Genomic DNA, 22,249 nt, shown 5'->3' with positions numbered 1-22,249 from the left:
TAGAAAATAGACATCTCATCGAGAGCGTACATCTATCTAGTGGCGCACAGTTCAGCTTGACTGTGTCGTACGGCTAACATCATGTTTGTGAGAATCATTTGATGTCAAATAATAGTAAAAAAAAAGTAATTGTCGGCATGTCCGGTGGTGTAGACTCTTCCGTTTCCGCCTGGTTACTACAGCAGCAGGGATATTTGGTTGAAGGGCTATTTATGAAAAACTGGGAAGAAGACGACAATGAGGCATATTGCAACGCTGCAAGCGATCTAGCAGATGCCAGAGCGGTATGTGATCAACTGGGGATTATACTGCGTACGGTCAATTTTACCGCCGAATATTGGGATAACGTTTTCTTGCACTGTCTCGCAGAATATAAGGTTGGTCGTACACCAAATCCGGATATTCTTTGCAATAAGGAAATCAAGTTCAAAGCATTCTTAGAGTTTGCTACCGAAGATTTAGGTGCTGATTTTATCGCTACTGGCCATTATGTGCGCTGTACTGATGTAGACGGCAAAAGCCAACTACAGCGCGGTCTGGACCAAAATAAAGACCAAAGTTATTTTCTATACACTTTGTGCCATGAGCAGCTTGCGCGCTGCCTGTTCCCTATAGGGACACTAGCCAAACCGCAAGTACGATACATCGCTGCAGCGCTTAGTTTGGCTACCGCTGACAAAAAAGACTCCACCGGCATCTGTTTTATCGGTAAGCGAAAATTCCGCGATTTTCTCGGTCGCTACCTGCCGCCGACACAGCCAGGGGTAATTATGTCAGTTAACGGTCAGGAGTTAGGTCGTCATCAGGGATTGATGTACTACACGTTAGGTCAGCGTAAAGGGCTTGGCATAGGCGGTACCAGTGACGGTAGCGAGGACCCTTGGTATGTCGTGGAGAAAGATTTTGACAATAACCAATTGCTTGTCGCCCAGGGTAACCAACATCCACGGTTGATGTCTACTGGTCTTATCGCCAGCCGGCTACACTGGGTCGATCGAGAACCACTTACAGCAGCATTACGCTGTACGGTGAAAACTCGTTATCGTCAGCCGGACATCAATTGTATGGTAACGCCGCAGTCGGCTGAATCTTTGCAGGTTACCTTTGACCAGCCGGTGGCTGCCGTGACGCCAGGCCAGTCGGCAGTATTTTATGTGGCGGAACATTGTTTGGGCGGCGGTATCATTGAAGCACGTCAGCCATTGTCTCACTGATGTAGGCCCAATCACACTGGGGTTAGGTAGGCGGTAGTAAAACCCGTACGTCTGGTGAAACACTACTGACGTGCACTTTAATGTAATGCGGTGCAAAACCACAACCGCGTTCTTGGTTATAATAATTGTAACCTGTATAGCAGAAAGCAGTAGGTAGGGCTTCTTATATTAAAGGCATTGCACTGGTTTTGGCAAGCCAGCTATTTTGGTTGCCTGCATGGCTGGACCATGTGGAAATAAACGGAAAAGGTAACGGCTATTCACCTGTTCCTCGCCGGATGTCTGTGCCATGGCCTGCACCAACATCCGGATCGAAGGAGACGTATTATATTGTAAATAAAATTTACGTATAAAATGAATCACCTGCCAGTGGGCTTCACTCAGGTTAATTCCTTCGAGACGAGCAATAGTGGTCGCCAGCTCCTCACTCCAGTCCTGCAGATTTATTAAATATCCCTGTTTATCAGTATTAATTTCTCGGCCTTTAAATTGCATCGAAACCTGTGTTAATGGTTAATATGAAATAATGATTAATGATTATAGCAAAAAAAAACTACTAACAGCGGCTGGCCTGAGGAGCTGGTAATAAGAAATTAGCCGCCGTATTGTCGCCAACAAGCTAGGCCTAAGTTTGTTGCCAGTTCAGCCTGGGTGGGGTAAAGGCGCTAGCTAACAATAGGACACCAGTAGCATCCGCGATAGTGTCCCTATAGTTGAGAGATCTTCTGGCTAAGAATTAGCTAAAACGTTATTTACAACCAGAACAGTTCTATTTATAATGTGATAGGGTAAGCAACCACGTTACGGAGGAGTGGCCGAGTGGTTTAAGGCACCGGTCTTGAAAACCGGCGAAGAGCAATCTTCCGTGGGTTCAAATCCTACCTCCTCCACCACAGTTAAGCTACCAGTGTGGCTGCTGTGGCGGATGATCATAACTGCTGCTACCACTGCTGTTTATTTATACTGGTTACCGGACTTACTACTGGTTAAAAGCTATTTAACTGTAACTAGTGTAATTTGCGTTAGCAGAATACTTTGTAGTTAATATGCTAACTTTTGTTTTGAAGTGCAGGTGGCGCACCAGTAACAAAGCGAAACAGTAGCTACGTATAAGTAAATAGCCTTCAGACGGATAATTATTTCCCGTCTCGCCTGATCAGTTTTCTACTGACATACGAATTATCTGTACTGTACATTGTCGATATAGTTTGCGGCACCCCATTCATGGTATGGTGCTGCATCTACCACCGGTTTTTCGATTTTCAGTATTGGCACGACCAGCAGCTGAATTTGGTACCCGTTGCTTCGTAATATCGTCTATTTGAGACAACTTGGACCTATGAGTACAGGACATTGATCAGCATACTGCCAACCATAAAATATTCGATCCTGATCCACGCTTTTTTTGTTCTAAGCAAAAATTGATGTGATACATATCTTCTTCATTCCACATAAGATTTAAGTGGTCATAAACGCTTCTATCCAAGATTGATAGTATCGGGAATTAACTGTTAATGTCTATTTGGGTCGTTTGTCATCTTGGATGAAAATAGGTCAGAAAACGCTGTCATAATGCTGATTACGAAATCATAGTTGACGAGGTCTCGCGTTACGCCGCCACTTGCTCCTCTCGAGCTGGATTTTTTGATTGATTGTGCATCAAATGCATCTATCACTATTGCAGTAGAGACATGAATTTAATTGGTTGCCAAACTACCCTGAGTGTTGAGATAATTTCCGCCCAGGGAGTAACGAAAACTAGGTGTTAGTTGAAGTGAGGTTCCACCGCTAATTTGATCGGTTGGGTAGGTTATCATTAACGAATATTCTTAGTAAGACCAAAAAACATGGCAGAGAAATGTAGTATCTTTCTGATTGGACCTATGGGTGCCGGCAAAAGCACTATTGGACGGCAGTTGGCTCAACAACTTCATATGGAATTTTTCGATTCTGATCAAGAGATTGAACGACGCACTGGGGCAGATATCGAATGGGTATTTGATGTAGAAGGAGAAGACGGCTTCCGTACGAGAGAAGAAAACATCATCAACGAACTAACCCAAAAACAGGGAATCGTGCTGGCTACCGGTGGTGGATCCGTCAAATCACGCGAAACACGCAACCGCCTATCCTCCAGAGGTGTGGTGATTTATCTTGAAACTACCATTGAAAAACAACTTGCCCGTACACAGAGGGATAAGAAACGACCGCTATTGCAAGTAGAAGTTCCGCCACGCGACGTTCTAGAAGCACTGGCTCGAGAGCGTAACCCGCTGTATGAAGAAATAGCTGACGTCACTATATACAACGACGAACAAAGTGCAAAGTTTGTTGCGAACCAAATCATCAATATGCTGGAAAACAGATAATGAAGCGCAGCTACAGCTATTATTAACCCGGGTATAACTTCGCGCCACCCAGCTGGATGACCTGTCACCTACTTGGTTGGAACCGGTTGGTGCTGGTTGTTCAACGCTTTGTCGCACAGGCACTAGCCTATTACATCATGGATTGACTGACGTTACCAACAAACGCTATAACACGTGCAACAGCAGGTGTTAGCCATTGAAACCGGTAATAACATCAATAATGTAGGTAGTATTAGTTCATGAGGATGGCGGTAATGCGCCATCACTTTGTTTATTTTTGCGGCCTTAGTACTGGAAATAGGATTACATCGCGAATGGTATGACTGTTTGTCAATATCATCATCAAACGATCGACACCGATACCTAAGCCGGCGGTAGGCGGCAGGCCGTATTCCAACGCATTGACATAATCATCGTCATAAAACATTGCTTCGTCATCACCGTAGTTCTTGGCCTGTGCCTGTGCGACAAAGCGCGCAGCTTGCTCTTCGGCATCATTAAGCTCAGAGAAACCATTGCCAATTTCCCGCCCGCCGATAAACAATTCAAAACGGTCGGCGAAAAACGGGTTGTCGTCGTTGCTGCGCGCTAGCGGCGATACTTCCAACGGGTAGGCGGTAATGAACGTTGGCTGAATTAAATTACTTTCCGCCGTTTCTTGAAATATTTCAGTCTGCACCCGACCAAGACCCCAGCTGTTGTCTACCTTGATACCCAGCGAAGCTGCAATAGCGGTCGCAGTGGCAATATTTTCTAGCGCTTTTGGCATTGTTTCCGGGTAAAAGTGGCAGATTGCTTCTGTCATGGTCATCTGGATAAACGGTTTGCCGAAATCGAATGTCTGATTACCGTAATGCACTACGCTACTACCAAATACCCGATTAGTTAAGGTACGGAATAACTCTTCAACCAGCACCATTAGGTCGCGGTAATCAGCGTAGGCCATATAGAGTTCCATCATAGTAAACTCTGGGTTATGGCGCGGCGACAGTCCTTCATTACGAAAGTTGCGATTGATTTCAAATACTCGTTCAAAACCGCCAACTACCAAACGCTTCAGATAAAGTTCTGGTGCTATCCGCAGATACATATCGATATCCAAAGCGTTATGGTGGGTAATAAACGGCCGAGCGGCTGCCCCGCCTGGGATAGTTTGCATCATTGGCGTTTCTACTTCCATAAAATAGTTATCCATCATAAAACGGCGAATTTCCGCCATGATGCGCGAACGTATTTTAAATATTTGGCGCGATTCTTCGTTGGCAATAAGATCGAGATAACGCTGACGATAGCGGGTTTCCTGATCTGCTAGGCCGTGAAATTTATCTGGCAGCGGACGTATAGCCTTGGTAAGCAGATTAATATCGTTACAATGCACAGACAATTCGCCGGTACGGGTTTTAAATAATTTACCACACGCGCCCACAATGTCCCCAAGGTCCAATTGTTTAAATTGAGCATTATACTGGCCATTAGGAAGATCATCGCGGACGACGTACAGCTGGATTGTCCCTCCCACGTCCTGTAAAGTCGCAAATGATGCTTTGCCCATAATGCGACAGGTCATCATGCGTCCTGCGACGCGGACTACGATATTCAACGCGTTCAGCTCTTCATTACTTTTCTCGCCGTAGCAAGCATGTAGCTGGTCGGAAACAGCGTTCCGCCGAAAATCATTAGGAAAAGCGCTGCCATGCTGTCGTAATTTGGTCAGTTTGTCCCGCCTATAACGCATCTTATTGTTTAAATACAGCGCCTGATGGGCACCATACTGTGATTTTAATTCATACATGTGGTTTTCTTCATAGCCCTGCTTTAAGGCTGGCCTCAATAAATTGATCAAGATTACCATCCAGCACCGACTGGATATTACGAGTTTCAATGCCAGTACGCAGATCCTTGATGCGGGAATCGTCCAGCACATATGAGCGTATCTGACTACCCCAGCTAATATTGGACTTAGTATCTTCCAGCGTCTGCTTTTCGGCGTTCTTTTTCTGTAGCTCAAATTCATACAGCTTGGATTTAAGTTGTTTCATAGCTTGGTCTTTGTTTTTATGCTGTGAACGATCACTTTGGCACTGGGTGACTATATTGGTCGGCAAATGTGTAATACGTACTGCTGATTCGGTCCGGTTAACGTGCTGACCGCCGGCACCAGATGCACGGTAAACATCAATACGTAGATGCGCTGGGTTAATTTCGATATCGATATCATCATCTACTTCCGGATAAACAAAAGCGGAGCTGAACGAGGTATGACGTCGACCGCAAGAGTCGAACGGGCTTTTACGTACCAAGCGATGCACCCCGGTTTCGGTTCTGAGCCAACCATAAGCATAGTCGCCAATTACCTTTATGGTCACCGATTTAATGCCAGCAACTTCTCCTGCCGACTCTTCGATCATTTCAGTGTGAAAACCACGCGATTCTGCCCAGCGCAAATACATTCTGAGCAGCATGCTGGCCCAATCCTGCGCTTCGGTGCCGCCGGAGCCAGCCTGAATATCCAAATAGCAATCTGCGCTATCGTACTCGCCAGCAAACAGACGACGCAATTCAATTTGTCCGAGTTTTTCCTCTAGAACGGTCAATTCGCGTTGGGTTGCGCAGAAGGTATCTTCATTGTTGGCTTTCACAGCTAGTTCTAATCGGTTTGCAACTGATTCCACACCATTGATAAGCTTATCGATGGTTTCAACGCTAACCTCTAGCGACGAACGCTCCTTACCAAGTGCTTGCGCGCGGGCTCGCTCCTTCCAAACGTCAGGTTGTGCGAGCTCGGCGTTTACTTCGGCGAGGCGTTCTTTCTTGAGATCGTAGTCAAAGATACCTCCTGAGAACAGCTATCCTTTCTGACAAGTACTGAATGCGGGTTTTTGGATTGATGTCAAACATGGATGAATGTACTCCTGGAATAAAAAGCAATACTTGTTGCTAGCTATTTTAACTGATCTGCATTCTGGCGAATAGTATTCTGCGCCATCAAAGTTGCGATAGCAGCAGTAATCTACTATTACACTAGATAGATACACTACAGCTGCCAAATATGCTGGATTAATAGTTGTAAACGTCGATTACCGCGAAACTCATTCACGTCAAGTTGATAAGCTATTTCCACGGTTTGCACGTTGTTATTTGGCCACAGGCACGTATCGACATTAAAAGCCATTCCATCCAGTGTGGGGCCGCCGGCTTGGGGTGTCAGCAGCAATTTCAGGTGTTTTCCACCCACTAGCCGCTGATTTAGCACGTTAAACCTCCCGTCAAATATTGGATCGGGAAATGCATGTCCCCAGGGGCCGCCGTTGCGCAGTAGCTCTGCGGTGGTCAAAGATAGATCCAAGCTTGATAGCTCACCGTCCGACCAAATCACGTTTTCCAGCATCGCTGGCTCTAGCAATTGATCAACCATGTCAGCGAAATGCTGTCGGAACCTGTTCAATTGTTGCTGCTTCAGCGTTAAGCCGGCGGACATGGCATGGCCACCAAATTGTAGTATCAACCCAGGATGTAATTTGTTTAGCCGCTCTAGCATATCTAGCATATGCAAGCCGGCAACCGATCTACCAGAACCTTTTAGCACACCGTCCCCGGCGGGCGCAAAAGCAATAACCGGCCGGTGAAAACGTGCTTTCATCCGCGATGCTAATATACCCACCACGCCCTGATGCCACTGCGCATGGTAGATTACCAGTCCAAATGGTAATACCTGCTGCTCATCGCACGTCATCATCTTGTTACATAGCGCCACGGCTTCTGCTTCCATTCTATGTTCGATGTCACGCCTGGTCTGATTTAGTTCATCTAACTCAGTGGCCAGAATGCACGCCAGCGACAGGTCATCGACCAATAGCAGATTAACTCCAACCGACATATCGGCCAGCCGGCCGGCAGCGTTTAGCCGCGGTCCCAGCGAGAAGCTAAGATTGCTGGCACATAGCCGCTGGGTAGGAGCAAGGTTGGCTACCTCAGCCAGCGCGCGAATGCCGGGACGGCAACGGCCAGCACGGATGCGGTTTAGCCCCTGATGTATCAGAATACGGTTATTGGCGTCCAGTGGCACCATATCAGCCACTGTGCCCAATGCGACTAAATCTAGTAGATCGGCCATATTTGGGGCAACGATTCTAAGTTTAGTAAACCAACCACTATCATTGAGCTGCGCGCGCAGCGCCAGCATCAAATAAAATGCTACACCAACACCAGCTAGGGCTTTCGATGCGAAGGCGCAGCCGCGCAAATTGGGATTAACAATAGCATGTGCGGCTGGCAGGCGATCGCCAGGGATGTGATGATCAGTAATCAGCACCATAATCCCTTTGTTATGTGCTAAGGCTACGCCGTCATGGGAAGCAATACCATTATCCACGGTAATAATTACCTGCGCCCCGCACGCCGCCGCTTGTTCTACCACAGCTGGGCTGAGACCGTAGCCGTCAGCAAAGCGATTTGGCACCAGAAAGTCCACCTGCCGCGCACCCATTTGCCGCAGCGCTAGTACTGCTAGCGCCGTGCTAGTAGCCCCGTCCGCATCGCAATCACCAATCACCATCATTCTGCGCTGGTTAACCAGCGCTCTGACCAGAATATCTACCGCTTGCTCGATGCCCGTAAGTTGGTGGTATGGTAACAAACCGCGTGTGCTATTCTCTAATTCACTCATTGTGCAAACTCCGCGTTGCACGTACAAGCGTTTCAACAACTGTGGTATATCTGCCTCAGCCAGCACAGCAATATCGCCCAGTGGACGCCGTTGTAATTTAGTTGTCATGATCACTACTATATTAGCCTACCTTTGCTTGGAATGTAGTATTGCAACAAAATCTCTACGAGAGAATATCTCTCTCTTGCTATATAGCTATTGGAATATTATGATCAGTAGTGATCTCGCTTAGGCGCTGCTAGATACGCTATTGATTGGTGTGCTATCTCGGAAGTGCTTTAATGCAATATGCCACGCTATCACCATCAGGTGAGAACACATTATGCTATTATTCGAACTGGCCCTCAAGCCAGCTAAGTTGATACAACGCTATAAAATTTTTATTGCCCCCATGGCTCCACAGGAACATTCGACTGCGCTAACACTTGGGTCGAATGAGTAGTAGTATAATAACTGCCCGGCGGAAAACTGCCGAACTGGCAGGATACGCGCGTTTTAGCGCATAAGTGCGATATGAATCTCTGATTCAGAGAATCAATAGATTAGTTATTTGCTGTGAAACAGCGTGCGTACGGCTGCTATATTCCGGTCAAATAAGCTCTTGGTCAAATTAAGATAATAACTACATACCATCTTAGCAGTTTCCCCAGGTGCCAGCTTCTGGTGCGCTTTACTTACTGGATATTTTTCAAAAAATATAGCTATGAAGATAGGAAACATTGCCAAACTTAATATCATCTGCTATTTATATGATAGTAACTTTTTGGGTATTGCTGCTGGTTAGAAGGAGAAGCAACGTGCAAGAGAAACGTAAGACATCCTCTTTAAGCATTCTTGCCATTGCTGGGGTCGAACCCTACCAGCAAAAGCCTGGTGAGGAGTATATGAATGAAACCCAGCTGTTGCATTTCACGCGCATTCTTAAAACATGGCGTAATCAGCTCAGATATGAAGTATGGCGTACTGTTTCATATATGCAGGATGAAGCAGCTAATTTCCCCGATCCGGTAGATAGGGCCGCGCAGGAAGAAGAGTTCAACCTTGAGCTACGTAATCGTGATCGGGAACGTAAACTAATCAAAAAAATTGAGAAAACTCTCAAAAAAGTAGAAGTCAATAATTTTGGCTTCTGCGAATCTTGTAGCGTTGAAATTGGTATCAGGCGCCTGGAAGCACGTCCGACAGCCGATTTGTGCATCGACTGTAAGACTCTCTCTGAAATTCGTGAGAAACAGATGGTAAGGTAAGGAGCCAGGGCCAGGGTTGCTATAGCTTCGGTTACGGCCAATAATGCTATCTGGGTAGCGGAACCGTTACAATATTTTGTTACAACTATTTTGCCCCCCTATATCGTAATTATCATTATCCTTGCGCTATCAGGCACAAGTTTTTGTTGCTGTACAACCTACCCTCGAGTAGATTGTAAGCACGTCCTTGCACCGCAAATAAGCAAATAATAGATTTATATGATATCGAACATCGATGCTGCTGCCGCCTATGTGCCGTTTGTTATTTAAACGAGGTGGGTGGCATGGCATACTACTTCTTGCTTGACACTACTACCCTGGATGGAAAATAGGTAGACTATCATTGGCCAATTTTTGTTAGTTGTTGCTGTGTTACTATTGAGGTGTACTATTTTTAACCGAGTAGCAAACTTCTGCCGTAAAGTGCTCAATCGTCCAAGCTTGGAAACATCAAAAGAAAATTGCAGCAATTTTGTGATTATCCAGCGAGATCAGCACTCAATTTCTCGCAAAGAGATCAGTGAAAATGCCCTAAAAGTGCTTTACCGCTTGAACAAAGCGGGATACGAAGCCTATTTAGTAGGCGGCGGTGTTCGTGATCTGCTGCTCGGTCAAAAACCCAAGGATTTCGACATCACCACCAGCGCAACGCCAGAGCAGATGCGTAAACTATTCCGCAATTGCCGACTAGTTGGCCGTCGTTTTCGGTTGGCCCACGTCATGTTTGGGCAAGAAATTATAGAAGTAGCCACGTTCCGAGGCCAGCATCAGGTGCTAAAGAATGAATACTCGCCGGGCGCAGCTCTCACCAGTAACAACGGTATGCTGCTACGCGATAATATTTTTGGATCCATCGAGGAAGATGCCCAGCGCCGCGACTTTTCGGTTAACAGCCTGTATTATAGCGTGGCAGATTTTACCCTGCGCGACTATACCGGGGGGCTGAAAGATTTACAGGAAGGCACCATTCGCTTGCTTGGTGATCCAGAAATACGTTATCGGGAAGATCCGGTGCGCATGCTGCGCGCGATGCGTTTTGCTGCTAAACTGAATATGAACATCAGTCGCGAAACCGCCGCACCAATTACCCGACTGGCGGTACTATTACACGATATCCCGCCTGCAAGGCTGTTTGAAGAATCACTAAAGCTACTACAGGCGGGATACGGTGAAGCTACCTACCGCCTTTTGTGCAAATACCAACTTTTTCAGCCGCTGTTTCCAGTCATCAGCCATCATGTTACCTCGCACGGCGACAGTTATTTGGAACAGATGATAATTAAGGTACTGGCCAACACCGATCAGCGGTTACGCAATAATATGAGGGTAAATTCTGCTTTCTTGTTCGCTGCCATGCTGTGGTATCCGCTGTTGGATCATGTGCAGAAACGTACTCAAGAAAAAAGCGGTATGTCTTACTTTGAAGCTTTCGTGTTGTCGATGCAAGAGATTATCGACCAACAATGCCGCACGCTGGCGATACCCAAACGCATAACCGTCCTAATGCGGGATATGTGGCAACTTCAGTTACGGCTGTCGCGTCGTCATGGCAAGAGCGCCCATAAGATGATAATGCATCCCAAATTTCGCTCCGCCTATGATTTGTTAACGTTGCGCGCCGAAGTTGAAAAAAACACCGAACTGCAGCAGCTCAGTCGTTGGTGGGGTGAGTTCCAGATTGCTGCGCCGCAACGGCAAACAAATATGTTGCTCATGCTAGGCAATGACGCGCCCACTAACTATCGTCCGCGTCGTCGGGTACCAAAAAACGACAGCGCTTGATGGAGCAGCCAGTATGGCTGGCTCTTGGTAGTAATATAGCAGGTCAGCGCTGCTATCTAGGCGTCGTTGTATGATCTGCCGCCAACCCATCTGCTTGACCTGCCTACTATCTATGTGTATATACCACAACCTTGCCTAAAACGCTACTAGCTTAGCTGCTAGCTCATTCATACGACGTACTCGCATCGCCGTAAGTTACATAGCTGCTATTTAGATATATCGCTCGCGATTAATTGCCTAACGGTGCCGTATTATGACATGCATAACCGCGCATTCAAACATGCTATATCCGTTTGCCGAGCTAGCACCAAAACTACTGTTTCCAGACGGTATCGCACTGACCGAGCTTCTGTGTCATGGTCACGTCACTACCTTGTTTATAGGAATGAGGAGCACCGTTACTGCCGTGTTCACTACTATCAAGCAAGCAATCACGCGCGGCAGCAGAGCATTAACCTACCTAACTAACCAGAAGATAGAGTATTAACACTGGTTGGGATATTCCCCCGCCAATTCACTGGTGGGGAAAAGTACCTGCGCTGCAGGATTGGTAACCTCCCTAAAATTTTTTGGTCATATATTCTATACCAACGGTAAAGCTTGTATTAAAATGGACTTTTTCCTTAAGAATACAGTTGTTACCCCCCCGTAGTGCGGAGTTTGTATACTACTATGACCACTACTACTATGACCACCATTTATCATGTGCACCGATGGAAGCAACAACAGCAAAAATTCGCGTCCATTACGGCCTACGACGCTGCGTTTGCCCGCCTATTCACTGAACAAGGCATTAAAGTTATGCTAGTGGGCGACTCCTTGGGAATGACAATGCAGGGCCACGCATCAACGCTACCTGTTACCTTAGATGATATAATTTATCATACCCGCTGTGTGCGGCGAGGCGCCCCCTACTGCTTGCTGCTAGCAGATATGCCGTTTATGAGCTATGCCACGCCGGCGCAGGCCTTTGATAGTGCATCTGCACTTATGCGAGCTGGCGCCAACATGGTGAAACTGGAGGGCGGCGCGTGGCTGGCAGATACGGTTAGCGCGCTAACTGAGCGGGCAGTACCAGTATGTGGACACCTAGGTCTAACCCCGCAGTCGGTAAATATTTTTGGCGGCTATAAAATTCATGGTCGTGATCCTACCAGTGCTGAGCAATTGCTGACCGATGCGCTCGCGCTGGAACATGCAGGCGCCCAGCTGCTTGTACTAGAATGTGTGCCGGTGGCACTAGCGGAACGCGTGACCCAGGCATTGGCAATCTCTGTTATTGGCATTGGCGCTGGTGCTGTTACCGACGGTCAGATTCTTGTGATGCATGATGCACTAGGTATAACTGGCTCTAGCTCGCCTTCATTCTCGAATAATTTTCTCTCGGCCGGAGGGGATCTTGCCGCCGCCGTGCGCTGTTATGTGCAAGAAGTAGAAGCCGGCCGCTTTCCCACCACCGAACACAGTTTTCACTCATAAAGGATACTAGCGTGCTGATTATCAAAAAGACGCAGACACTGCGGCAAACGGTTACACAGTGGCGTCAGGAAAATAAGCATATAGCTCTCATCCCAACCATGGGAAATTTGCATACCGGCCATGTTAAGTTAATGGACACTGGTCGCGTTCGTGCAGAAAATAAAGTCGTGGTAAGCGTGTTCGTCAACCCTATACAGTTCGACCGCACAGCAGATCTGGCATCTTACCCGCGGACACTGCAACAAGACTACGAACAGTTGACCTGGCACGACGTTGACATGGTATTCGTCCCTGCTACTTCAGCAATTTACCCTTACGGTATTGTTAATCAGTCGTTTGTTGATGTGCCTGGTTTCACTAAGATTCTAGAGGGTGCAAACCGACCAGGTCACTTTCGCGGTGTCGCCACTGTTGTGAGCAAGCTATTCAATCTTATGCAACCTGAAGTTGCTTACTTTGGCGAAAAAGACTTTCAGCAATTAGCAATTATTCGTCAGTTGGTACGGCATATGGGCTATGATACCGATATTATTGGTGTACCTACGGTGCGCACCGCAGATAATTTGGCGCTAAGTTCGCGTAACAGTTATCTGAACGCTGAAGCGAAACTGATTGTGCCACAGTTATATCAAGCACTCACGCAACTGGTAGTAGTAGTGCCGCTGCGTGTTGGAGAACGACATAATGATAATGTGCTGGCAGCGGCGGAGCTACTGCTACATGTCGGTATCATAGCCAAATACGTTGATTATCAGAAACGCTGTTACCATGAAGCCATTAACAGTATCTAGTTTGCGAGCAGTTGTGTTATTCACTGCTTGGCTAGGTAAGACCCGGTTGATAGATAATGAGCAGGTAGATAAGATATCTATCCGATAGATCAGAGATAAAACGACGCAGATGGCCCCCACTTAGTTCACCTAATGACATGCATAATACGTATTATGACTAGTAATTGATCAAACGCAACTATAATTGCTGCTTTTTTGCAGCAGATAAGCTATACTATTATTTAATATGTCTCCGTAGTTAAATGGATATAATAAGCCCCTCCTAAGAGCTAGTTACAGGTTCGATTCCTGTCGGAGACGACGTTTTATCTGTTTACAATAGTATCAACATTGGTTAGCTTATGGTGTGCGTTTGGCAATCATACGTGTTAACACAGTGTAGCCAGCCTAACAACACAATATTATAACAATAGATTAGTCAATTAAATCAATACCTTAATCTTAATATGAAACCAGTGAAGTTAGCAACCACTACTATATCCCTCCCTTCAGCACATATTACGTGGCGCCAGATTAGCCACCATTATCGTCATTCTTCCTTAACCAACGATATCAAGCGTTAACTTCAGCAACTTATCAGCTCCTTCAACGTACTCGGCTTGTTTAATCAGCGCAACACGCATATCGATCTACTAATGTAATATTGGCAGCAATAGTAGGGTGCTCAGTTTTACTATCCTGCGTTTACGCCGCTGGTACGTTGGCCAACTTTTTAATTATGCGATGCTTCGATAACTGCCTCAATTTGTGATGGTTCGATACGACTGAACAGTACCTTGAACGGTCTAATGCGATGCGATACTAGCGGTATTGAAACTGATCTCCAAGTGAGTGGTGAATCAAGAAATACTTCTACCCGTGCTGCCAGTGAGGGTAGTATTGGTTTCAAATAGATCATGAGCAACCGGAACAGTTGAATTCCCATCGAACAGATTGCCTGCAGATCTACCTCTCTTCCTGCCTGTTTAGCCACAACCCAGGGTGCTTGTTCAGCTATATAGCGGTTTGCCAAGTCAGCTAGGGTCATAATTTCACGGATAGCGCGGCTGGTTTCACGGTTGTTAAATGCTTCACCAATAGATGGCGCTGCATTCACAAAGGTTGCATACAACACTGGGTTTTCTATGTGATCTGCCAACTGGCAATCAAAATGTCTATTGATAAAATTGGCGTTGCGTGAAGCTAGGTTGACCACTTTATTAACAATATCAGCGTTAACCCTCTGAACAAAATCGCCTAGATTAAGGTCTATATCATCGATGCGCGATGAAAGTTTAGTGGCGTAGTAATAACGCAGGCAGTCTGCATCCAGGTGCTCTAGATAGGTGCTGGCAGTTATAAACGTGCCGCGTGACTTAGACATCTTTGCACCGTTGATAGTCACATAACCGTGGACAAATAAATTAGTAGGTTTGCGGAACTTACTTCCTTCTAACATTGCAGGCCAGAACAGACTGTGAAAATAGATAATGTCCTTGCCAATAAAATGATACAGATCGGCTTGTGAATCTACATGCCAAAACTCCTCAAAGCAAATGTCGTTGTCGTTACGCTGCTGGCAAAAATTCTTAAAAGCGCCCATATATCCGATTGGAGCATCCATCCATACATAGAAATATTTGCCTGGTGCATCTGGCACTTCAAAGCCAAAATAGGGCGCGTCGCGGGAAATATCCCACTGCTGCAACCCTGAATCTAACCACTCATGCATCTTATTTGCCACCTGCTCTTGCACCGCGCCAGAGCGCATCCATGAGCGCAGCATGTCACTGAAGGCAGGTAAATCAAAGAAAAAATGCTCTGATTCCAGCATCACTGGCTTGGCACCGGATACCGCTGATTTCGGATTGATCAGATCCGTTGGATTATAGGTAGCGCCACATCTCTCGCAGTTATCACCGTACTGATCGGGTAAATAGCATTTCGGACAGGTTCCGGTTACAAATCTATCGGGTAGAAACATGGCCAGTTCGGGATCAAATAACTGGGAAATCGTGCGTGATTTGATGAAATCGTTTTCTTTCAGACGTTGATAAATCAACGTAGATAACTGGCGATTTTCCTCGCTATGAGTAGAATAGTAATGGTCATAGCTGATACCAAAGCCAGCAAAATCTTTCTGATGCTCTAGGTTAATGGCGTTAATCATCTCTTCCGGTGTGATTCCCAATTGCTGCGCTTTAAGCATAATTGGCGTGCCGTGAGCATCATCGGCACAGATAAAATAAACCTGATGGCCGCACATTCGTTGATAACGCACCCAGATATCCGCCTGTATATGCTCAAGCATATGGCCTAGATGGATGCATCCATTAGCATAAGGTAACGCGCAGGTTACCAATATTTTTTTTTTACTTGCGTCATGGTAGAAATTGGTTATTGTTAATAATTATTAAAACAACAGATGGTAACCGATAGCAATATCTCAAGTAAATAAACAAGATACATACATGCTAGCCGCCGGCCGGTTAATGGGCCATTTTATATTAATGCTAAGCATTTTACACTGATTCTTTGCCTAACCTGCATACTAATTGCTGTCAATTAGTTTCACAACTGTTTACAATGCTGGTGAACATGTTGTGCATAATCATATGAAGAGTCACACCAAGATGACCTTATTACAAGTATTACATTATCCTGATAAACGGCTAAGAAAAGTTGCTAAACCAGTTACCAACGTAAATAATGCCATACGAAGCCTCTTGAATGATATGTTTGAGACTATGTACGCTGCAGATGGAATCGGCCTAGCTGCTACCCAAGTTGATATTCACCAAAGGCTGATTGTTCTTGATGTCTCTGAAAACCATAGGCAACGCCTAGTGTTGATCAATCCCGAACTACTAGATAAAAGCGGTGAGATCAGCATTAATGAAGGCTGTTTGTCGATTCCAGGTCAACATTGCTTCGTGCCTCGGGCAGCAAAGGTAAGAGTGCGGGCGCTGGATAGCAACGGTAATAGCTTCGAGCTGGAGGCGGAAGATCTGTTATCCATCTGTATTCAACATGAGATGGATCACTTAGTTGGCAAATTATTTGTCGATTATCTATCACCGCTAAAACGTCAGCTTATTCTTCAAAAAATAAATAATGCACATGAGTAGGAATTCATGACGTGCAATTATTTACGTATTATCTTTGCTGGTACGCCGGATTTCGCCGCGCGCCATTTGGAAGCGCTGATTCGCACCAAACATCAGATAGTGGGCGTTTTAACCCAACCTGATCGACCAACAGGACGTGGCTACCGATTGACTTCTAGCTCGGTCAAGCAATTGGCGGACATGCATAGTATCCCTTTATTTCAACCATCTTCGCTTAAAACACTCGAGGCCCAAAGGTGGGTGGCGAAGTTAAAGGCAGATATCATGGTTGTAGTGGCATATGGCTTAATCCTGCCCCCGGCGGTGCTGGAATTACCGCGGCTTGGATGTATCAACGTACATGGGTCTTTGTTACCGCGCTGGCGTGGGTCAGCACCGCTTCAACGAGCATTATGTGCTGGTGACGAGTTTACTGGCGTAACAATTATACAGATGGATACTGGCCTTGATACCGGAGCCATACTGCATAAAGTCACTTGCACTATCCATCCACACGATACTAGCGCCTCGCTTTATAAAAAATTATCGCAAATCGGGCCTGACGCCCTATTGTTCACCATAGAACAGCTCGCCGCCGGTAATGCGACGGCTGAGCCACAAGATAACTCTCGCGCTACCTATGCGGACAAAATAAGTAAGGAAGAGGCTAGGATTGACTGGCGCCTACCAGCGGTGCAGCTTGCGCTCTACATCCGCGCCTTTAATCCGTGGCCCACAAGTTATTACCCTTGGTCTGGGCAGTCAATTAAAGTTTGGGATGCCAGTGTTAGCGCGCAACATAATATTTCATGTGCGCCGCCAGGCACAATTTTGGCAGCTAACAAGGCTGGCATATACATCGCCACTGGCGATGGTGTTTTGAGACTAACTCAGTTACAGCTGGCGGGTAAAAAACAGATGCCGGTCCAGGCGTTGCTTAATGCACACAGTGAATGGTTTATTCCTGGCTCGCTTCTGGAGTAATCTGCACTAAAATAGCAGAGTAGTAGTGAGTCAGTGGCGATAATTAGTTAACACCGTACCGACCCCGTCAGTCATATCATAATAGCAATAGTTCAGGTACTGCTTGTCGCCAGCAGGCAGTATGCTGGCTGGAAAAAACCGCCCATCTAGCAGCTATGCGGCCGGCGCGTTGGTTAGCTCTTACAGGCCAGCCAGCTTAATCACTTTTAGCACTTGTTTTTTAAGCATCTACTGTTGTCCTATTTGGGTTAATACTATCTGGTACATTATCCATTCTATGTTAGACTTAGTCGGTCTAAACATGATAGAGTAAGTCGGTGAGTTTCTTACAAGAATTCCGTAAATTTGCCATGCGTGGTAACGTGGTCGATCTAGCTGTCGGTATTATTATTGGTGCCGCTTTTGGTAATATTGTCTCTTCTTTAGTTGCCCACGTCATTATGCCGCCGCTAGGGTTGTTGATCGGCGGGATTGATTTTAAGCAATTCAGTTGGGTACTCAAGCCGGCGCAAGGGAACAGACCGGCTGCAGTAATGGAGTACGGTATATTTCTACAAAATGTTTTTGATTTTTTCATAGTATCCTTCGCTGTGTTCTGCATTGTTAAGCTTATCAATAGGATGCACAACAAAGAGGAGGAAGAAACACCAAATGAACTATCTAAGCAAAGCGCAGAAGAGATACTACTTACCGAGATTCGCGATATACTAAAAAAAATTCTCATGGTGACTCATGGTGAATTGTGAATAATGTTGTATCTATCTTTGGATGTTATCTGCTTAACTTTCACAGCTTCCAAGCCCGTTCACGTTACTTTTATAGTTAAAGTTGAATGCCAATTTTGTTCTTGAACGGAGAATTCTGTAACGCTAAATTTAACACCTCATCGATACGCTGAACCGGATGAATGTCCAAGTCTTTTATCACGTTGCCAGGTATTTCTTCTAGGTCACGATTATTCTCAAATGGAATAAGCACAGTTTTTATACCGCTACGGTGTGCAGCTAGTAATTTTTCCTTCAGTCCCCCAATAGGAAGCACCTGACCGCGCAGGGTAATTTCGCCCGTCATCGCCACATTGGACCGGACTGGATTACTAGTTAAGCAGGAAACGAGCGCGGTACACATTGTAATACCAGCACTAGGACCGTCTTTTGGCGTTGCTCCTTCCGGTACATGTACATGTATATCGCGCTTTTCATAGAAGTCTGGATCAATTCCTAGCTGGTCAGTACGCGCACGGACCACGGTTAACGCTGCCTGAATTGACTCCTGCATTACTTCCCCTAGCGAACCGGTATAAGTCAGTTTACCTTTGCCGGGAATACACGCTGTTTCAATGGTTAGCAGCTCGCCACCTACCTCTGTCCAAGCTAAACCGGACACCTGACCAATACGATTTTCCCCTTCCGCGCGTAAGCAACTAAAGCGATGAACACCTAGGAATTCCGGCAGATTGTCTGAGCTAATAGCGATATGTTTGGTTTTCTTATCAATCAGTAGGTTTTTCACAGATTTGCGGCACAATTTAGAAATTTCCCGCTCCAAGCCGCGTACCCCCGCTTCGCGGGTATAGTAGCGGAGAATGCCCAACAAAGCACTATCTTCTACCGTCAATTCTCCTTTTTTCAGTGCATTGCGATTAAGCTGCTTAGGCAACAGATATTGTTGGGCAATGTTTAGTTTTTCTTCTTCGGTGTAACCTGACAGGCGGATCACTTCCATACGATCGAGCAGAGGCGCCGGGATATTCATTGAGTTGGAAGTAGTAATAAACAGCACGTCGGAAAGATCATAGTCCACTTCCAAGTAATGGTCGTTAAACGCCACATTTTGTTCTGGATCTAATACTTCTAGTAGTGCAGATGCTGGATCGCCGCGCATATCGGCAGACATCTTGTCGATTTCGTCTAGAAGAAACAACGGGTTTTTTACGCCAATTTTGGATATTTTTTGTACAAGTTTACCAGGCATAGAACCGATATAAGTACGACGGTGCCCGCGTATTTCCGCTTCATCGCGCAATCCGCCCAGTGCCATGCGTACATACTGACGGCCGGTAGCCTTTGCTATGGACTTTCCTAGCGAGGTTTTACCTACTCCAGGCGGGCCTACCAAACACAAGATAGGTCCTTTGATTTTACTAACTCTACTCTGCACAGCTAGATATTCTAGAATGCGGTCTTTTACTGGTTCTAGACCATAATGATCCCTATCCAGGATCTCCTGTGCCTTTAGCAGGTCTTTTTTAACTTTGCTGCGCGCATGCCAGGGTACCGATAGCATCCAATCTATGTAGCTACGTACACCGGTCGCCTCAGCTGACATCGGCGACATCATTTTCAATTTCCGAAGTTCCGCTTTGGTTTTTTCACTGGCTTCCTGCGGCATTCTGGCCGCATCTATCTTACTCTTCAGCGCTTCGTGCTCATCTAGGGATTCGTCCATCTCACCAAGTTCTTTCTGAATAGCTTTCATCTGCTCATTCAGATAGTACTCGCGTTGGCTCTTTTCCATCTGTTTTTTAACACGATTGCGGAGACGTTTCTCCACCTGTAGCAGATCTATTTCAGACTCCATCATCGCCATCAGGTATTCCATCCGCTCGGTAACATCGACCATTTCCAACACTGACTGCTTGTCGGCTAACTTCAGCGGCATATGGGCGGCAATAGTGTCGGCCAGACAAGCAGCATCGATGATGCTATTTAGCGATGTCAGTACTTCTGGCGGTATTTTCTTGTTCAGTTTGATATAGTCTTCAAATTGCTTGATTGCTGTACGTACTAGCACTATTTGCTCGCGCTCATCTAGTTCAGGTGATTCGAAATAACCAGCTTCAGCAGTAAAGTAATCGCCATTATCTGCCAGTGCCTTGATACGGGCGCGGGTCAAGCCTTCTACCAGTACTTTGACCGTGCCATCTGGCAGTTTCAGCATTTGCAAAATTGCCGATAACGTTCCAACTAAAAAAAGATCGTTAATACTCGGTTCATCGGTTGATGCTTCTTTCTGAGCAACTAATATTATTTTTTTATTAGCGTTCATTGCTGCTTCAAGACACTGAATAGACTTTTCCCGGCCTACAAAGAGCGGGATGACCATATGCGGATATACAACAACATCGCGCAGAGGCAACACGGGCATTTCTATTTGTTCAGAACGTTCAGCATTCATAGAACTCTCTCTTAGTGATGGAAAAAGTACAACATATGCACAAAAAAGCTTGCCTTTTGCCAGTGGAAGGATAACCACCCAGTTTAGATGCTAGCTCTGAATACTGACTGGTAGTACTGGCCTGCGCCGCCCAACATCCACGTTCTGCGCTGGATTCCAGCTACGCATTCTTGCTGGTCTTGTAGATAAGCAATGGCTCAGATTGGCCGGTAATTACCGCGGCATCGACTACTACTTTTTCAACGCCGCACTGAGAAGGCAGTTCATACATTGTTTCCAATAGTGCGCTCTCGACTATTGAGCGGAGGCCGCGGGCACCGGTTTTACGCGTTATGGCTTTTTTGGCAATGGCTACAAGTGCTTCATTGCTGAATTCCAGCTCAACGCCTTCCATATTGAACAACGCCTGATACTGTTTAGTTAGCGCGTTTTTCGGCTCGAGCAGGATCTGGATCAGTGCTTCTTCGCTTAATTCACTCAGCGTTGCCACGACTGGCAATCTGCCAATGAATTCAGGGATCAGTCCGAACTTAATCAGGTCCTCCGGCTCCATTTGTGCCAGCAGTTCGTCTTTGGCTACTTTCCCAGAACTACTGTTCACGGTAGCGTTAAAACCGATGCCACGGTTTATTTCAGTGCGCTGTTTAATCACTTTATCTAGCCCGGCGAAAGCACCGCCGCAGATAAACAGAATTTTCGAAGTATCAACTTGCAGAAATTCTTGCTGAGGATGTTTACGACCACCCTGTGGTGGCACCGCGGCTACGGTGCCTTCTATCAGTTTCAGTAGCGCCTGCTGTACCCCCTCACCAGAAACGTCTCGAGTAATGGAAGGGTGATCAGATTTACGAGATATTTTGTCGATCTCATCAATATAGACAACGCCGAGCTGCGCTTTTTGTATGTCGTAATCGCATTTTTGCAATAGTTTCTGGATGATGTTTTCCACATCCTCACCAACGTATCCAGCTTCTGTCAAGGTCGTAGCATCTGCCATGGTGAAAGGTACATCCAAGAAGCGGGCCAAAGTTTCTGCCAACAAAGTTTTTCCGCTGCCAGTAGGACCAATAAGCAAAATATTGCTTTTACCCAGTTCTATTCCGTTATTTTTAGCACCATGGTGTAGACGCTTATAGTGATTATAAACCGCTACCGCGAGTACTTTTTTGGCTGTTTCCTGCCCAATGACATAATGATCAAGATTATGCCTAATTTCAGAGGGCGTCGGCAACGCGCTACGTTCAACGTTCGGCGTAACTTGCTTTATCTCTTCGCGGAGAATATCGTTGCATAGGTCTATACATTCATCGCAGATATACACCGACGGTCCAGCAATCAGTTTCTGCACCTCATGCTGGCTTTTACCACAGAAAGAGCAATACAACAACTTGTCTGAACCGTCTTTGTGCTTACCTATCATCAATCAGTAACCCTCTGTAGGGATCTTGGTACGG

At 46.0% G+C, this 22,249-nt stretch carries 15 protein-coding genes, 2 tRNA genes and 2 pseudogenes; 12 read left to right on the top strand and 7 right to left on the bottom strand.

Going from position 1 to position 22,249, the window contains the following annotated elements:
- Window positions 1-101 precede the first annotated feature (101 nt).
- Window positions 102-1,214 (top strand): tRNA 2-thiouridine(34) synthase MnmA, encoded by a 1,113-nt coding sequence (mnmA, locus tag MEPCIT_RS01840; RefSeq protein ID WP_013975740.1) that lies wholly within the window; start codon window positions 102-104, stop codon window positions 1,212-1,214.
- Between the two features lie 168 nt (window positions 1,215-1,382).
- Here the strand turns inward: mnmA and MEPCIT_RS01835 are convergent, their stop codons facing one another.
- On the bottom strand, window positions 1,383-1,709 hold the full coding sequence (locus tag MEPCIT_RS01835) for a TusE/DsrC/DsvC family sulfur relay protein (RefSeq protein ID WP_013975739.1): 327 nt from the start codon (window positions 1,707-1,709) through the stop codon (window positions 1,383-1,385).
- A 310-nt stretch (window positions 1,710-2,019) separates the two neighbouring features.
- Here MEPCIT_RS01835 and MEPCIT_RS01830 point away from each other — a divergent pair.
- Together MEPCIT_RS01830 and aroK are read left to right on the top strand one after the other, a co-directional pair.
- Window positions 2,020-2,107: transfer RNA gene (locus MEPCIT_RS01830), tRNA-Ser, on the top strand.
- A 954-nt stretch (window positions 2,108-3,061) separates the two neighbouring features.
- The gene (gene aroK / locus MEPCIT_RS01825) at window positions 3,062-3,583 is read left to right on the top strand and encodes a shikimate kinase AroK (RefSeq protein WP_013975738.1); all 522 of its coding nucleotides are present in this window, start codon (window positions 3,062-3,064) and stop codon (window positions 3,581-3,583) included.
- A 271-nt stretch (window positions 3,584-3,854) separates the two neighbouring features.
- Here the strand turns inward: aroK and lysS are convergent, their stop codons facing one another.
- From lysS to recJ, 3 genes are all read right to left on the bottom strand, one after another.
- On the bottom strand, window positions 3,855-5,375 hold the full coding sequence (gene lysS / locus MEPCIT_RS01820) for a lysine--tRNA ligase (RefSeq protein ID WP_015580504.1): 1,521 nt from the start codon (window positions 5,373-5,375) through the stop codon (window positions 3,855-3,857).
- Window positions 5,376-5,385: 10 nt separating this feature from the next.
- A protein-coding gene (gene prfB / locus MEPCIT_RS01815) for a peptide chain release factor 2 (protein ID WP_101674151.1) occupies window positions 5,386-6,481 on the bottom strand; the annotation gives its coding sequence in 2 pieces (ribosomal slippage) (window positions 5,386-6,408 and window positions 6,410-6,481; 1,095 coding nt in all).
- Window positions 6,482-6,617: 136 nt separating this feature from the next.
- Window positions 6,618-8,357, bottom strand: a complete 1,740-nt coding sequence (recJ, locus tag MEPCIT_RS01810) for a single-stranded-DNA-specific exonuclease RecJ (RefSeq protein WP_013975735.1) — start codon at window positions 8,355-8,357, stop codon at window positions 6,618-6,620.
- Between the two features lie 641 nt (window positions 8,358-8,998).
- Here recJ and dksA point away from each other — a divergent pair.
- From dksA to MEPCIT_RS01780, 6 genes and pseudogenes are all read left to right on the top strand, one after another.
- On the top strand, window positions 8,999-9,496 hold the full coding sequence (gene dksA / locus MEPCIT_RS01805) for an RNA polymerase-binding protein DksA (RefSeq protein ID WP_420887214.1): 498 nt from the start codon (window positions 8,999-9,001) through the stop codon (window positions 9,494-9,496).
- A gap of 390 nt (window positions 9,497-9,886) precedes the next feature.
- Entirely contained in the window at window positions 9,887-11,278 is a 1,392-nt protein-coding gene (gene pcnB, locus MEPCIT_RS01800) for a polynucleotide adenylyltransferase PcnB (RefSeq protein ID WP_238523104.1), read from the top strand.
- A 280-nt stretch (window positions 11,279-11,558) separates the two neighbouring features.
- Window positions 11,559-11,765: a hypothetical protein gene (locus tag MEPCIT_RS02510; RefSeq protein WP_420887216.1), complete on the top strand. Its 207-nt coding sequence runs from the start codon at window positions 11,559-11,561 to the stop codon at window positions 11,763-11,765.
- Between the two features lie 200 nt (window positions 11,766-11,965).
- The gene (gene panB, locus MEPCIT_RS01790) at window positions 11,966-12,757 is read left to right on the top strand and encodes a 3-methyl-2-oxobutanoate hydroxymethyltransferase (protein ID WP_015580501.1); all 792 of its coding nucleotides are present in this window, start codon (window positions 11,966-11,968) and stop codon (window positions 12,755-12,757) included.
- Window positions 12,758-12,768: 11 nt separating this feature from the next.
- Window positions 12,769-13,636: pseudogene (panC, locus tag MEPCIT_RS01785) on the top strand (pantoate--beta-alanine ligase).
- A gap of 140 nt (window positions 13,637-13,776) precedes the next feature.
- Window positions 13,777-13,848: transfer RNA gene (locus MEPCIT_RS01780), tRNA-Arg, on the top strand.
- 251 nt (window positions 13,849-14,099) lie between these two features.
- On the opposite strand, the pseudogene metG reads toward MEPCIT_RS01780, so the two are convergent.
- Window positions 14,100-15,912: pseudogene (gene metG, locus MEPCIT_RS01775) on the bottom strand (methionine--tRNA ligase); the annotation flags it as partial.
- 248 nt (window positions 15,913-16,160) lie between these two features.
- On the opposite strand from metG, the gene def reads away from it, so the two are divergent.
- From def to mscL, 3 genes are all read left to right on the top strand, one after another.
- On the top strand, window positions 16,161-16,655 hold the full coding sequence (gene def / locus MEPCIT_RS01770; protein WP_013975729.1) for a peptide deformylase: 495 nt from the start codon (window positions 16,161-16,163) through the stop codon (window positions 16,653-16,655).
- A gap of 6 nt (window positions 16,656-16,661) precedes the next feature.
- Complete coding sequence (gene fmt / locus MEPCIT_RS01765) at window positions 16,662-17,618, top strand: methionyl-tRNA formyltransferase (RefSeq protein WP_013975728.1); 957 nt, start codon at window positions 16,662-16,664, stop codon at window positions 17,616-17,618.
- A 317-nt stretch (window positions 17,619-17,935) separates the two neighbouring features.
- Entirely contained in the window at window positions 17,936-18,364 is a 429-nt protein-coding gene (gene mscL / locus MEPCIT_RS01760; RefSeq protein ID WP_013975727.1) for a large-conductance mechanosensitive channel protein MscL, read from the top strand.
- 76 nt (window positions 18,365-18,440) lie between these two features.
- On the opposite strand, the gene lon is transcribed toward mscL, so the two are convergent.
- Together lon and clpX are read right to left on the bottom strand one after the other, a co-directional pair.
- Window positions 18,441-20,795 carry an endopeptidase La gene (gene lon, locus MEPCIT_RS01755; protein WP_013975726.1) on the bottom strand — a complete coding sequence of 785 codons (2,355 nt, stop codon included), beginning with the start codon at window positions 20,793-20,795 and terminating at the stop codon, window positions 18,441-18,443.
- A gap of 160 nt (window positions 20,796-20,955) precedes the next feature.
- Window positions 20,956-22,215: an ATP-dependent protease ATP-binding subunit ClpX gene (gene clpX / locus MEPCIT_RS01750; protein WP_013975725.1), complete on the bottom strand. Its 1,260-nt coding sequence runs from the start codon at window positions 22,213-22,215 to the stop codon at window positions 20,956-20,958.
- Between the last annotated feature and the right edge of the window lie 34 nt (window positions 22,216-22,249).

Origin of the sequence: Candidatus Moranella endobia PCIT, from assembly GCF_000219175.1 — a bacterium.
Lineage (GTDB): Bacteria > Pseudomonadota > Gammaproteobacteria > Enterobacterales > Enterobacteriaceae > Moranella > Moranella endobia.
The sequence above is the reverse complement of the archived record's forward strand: the minus strand, read 5'-3'. Positions and strand labels throughout refer to the sequence as shown.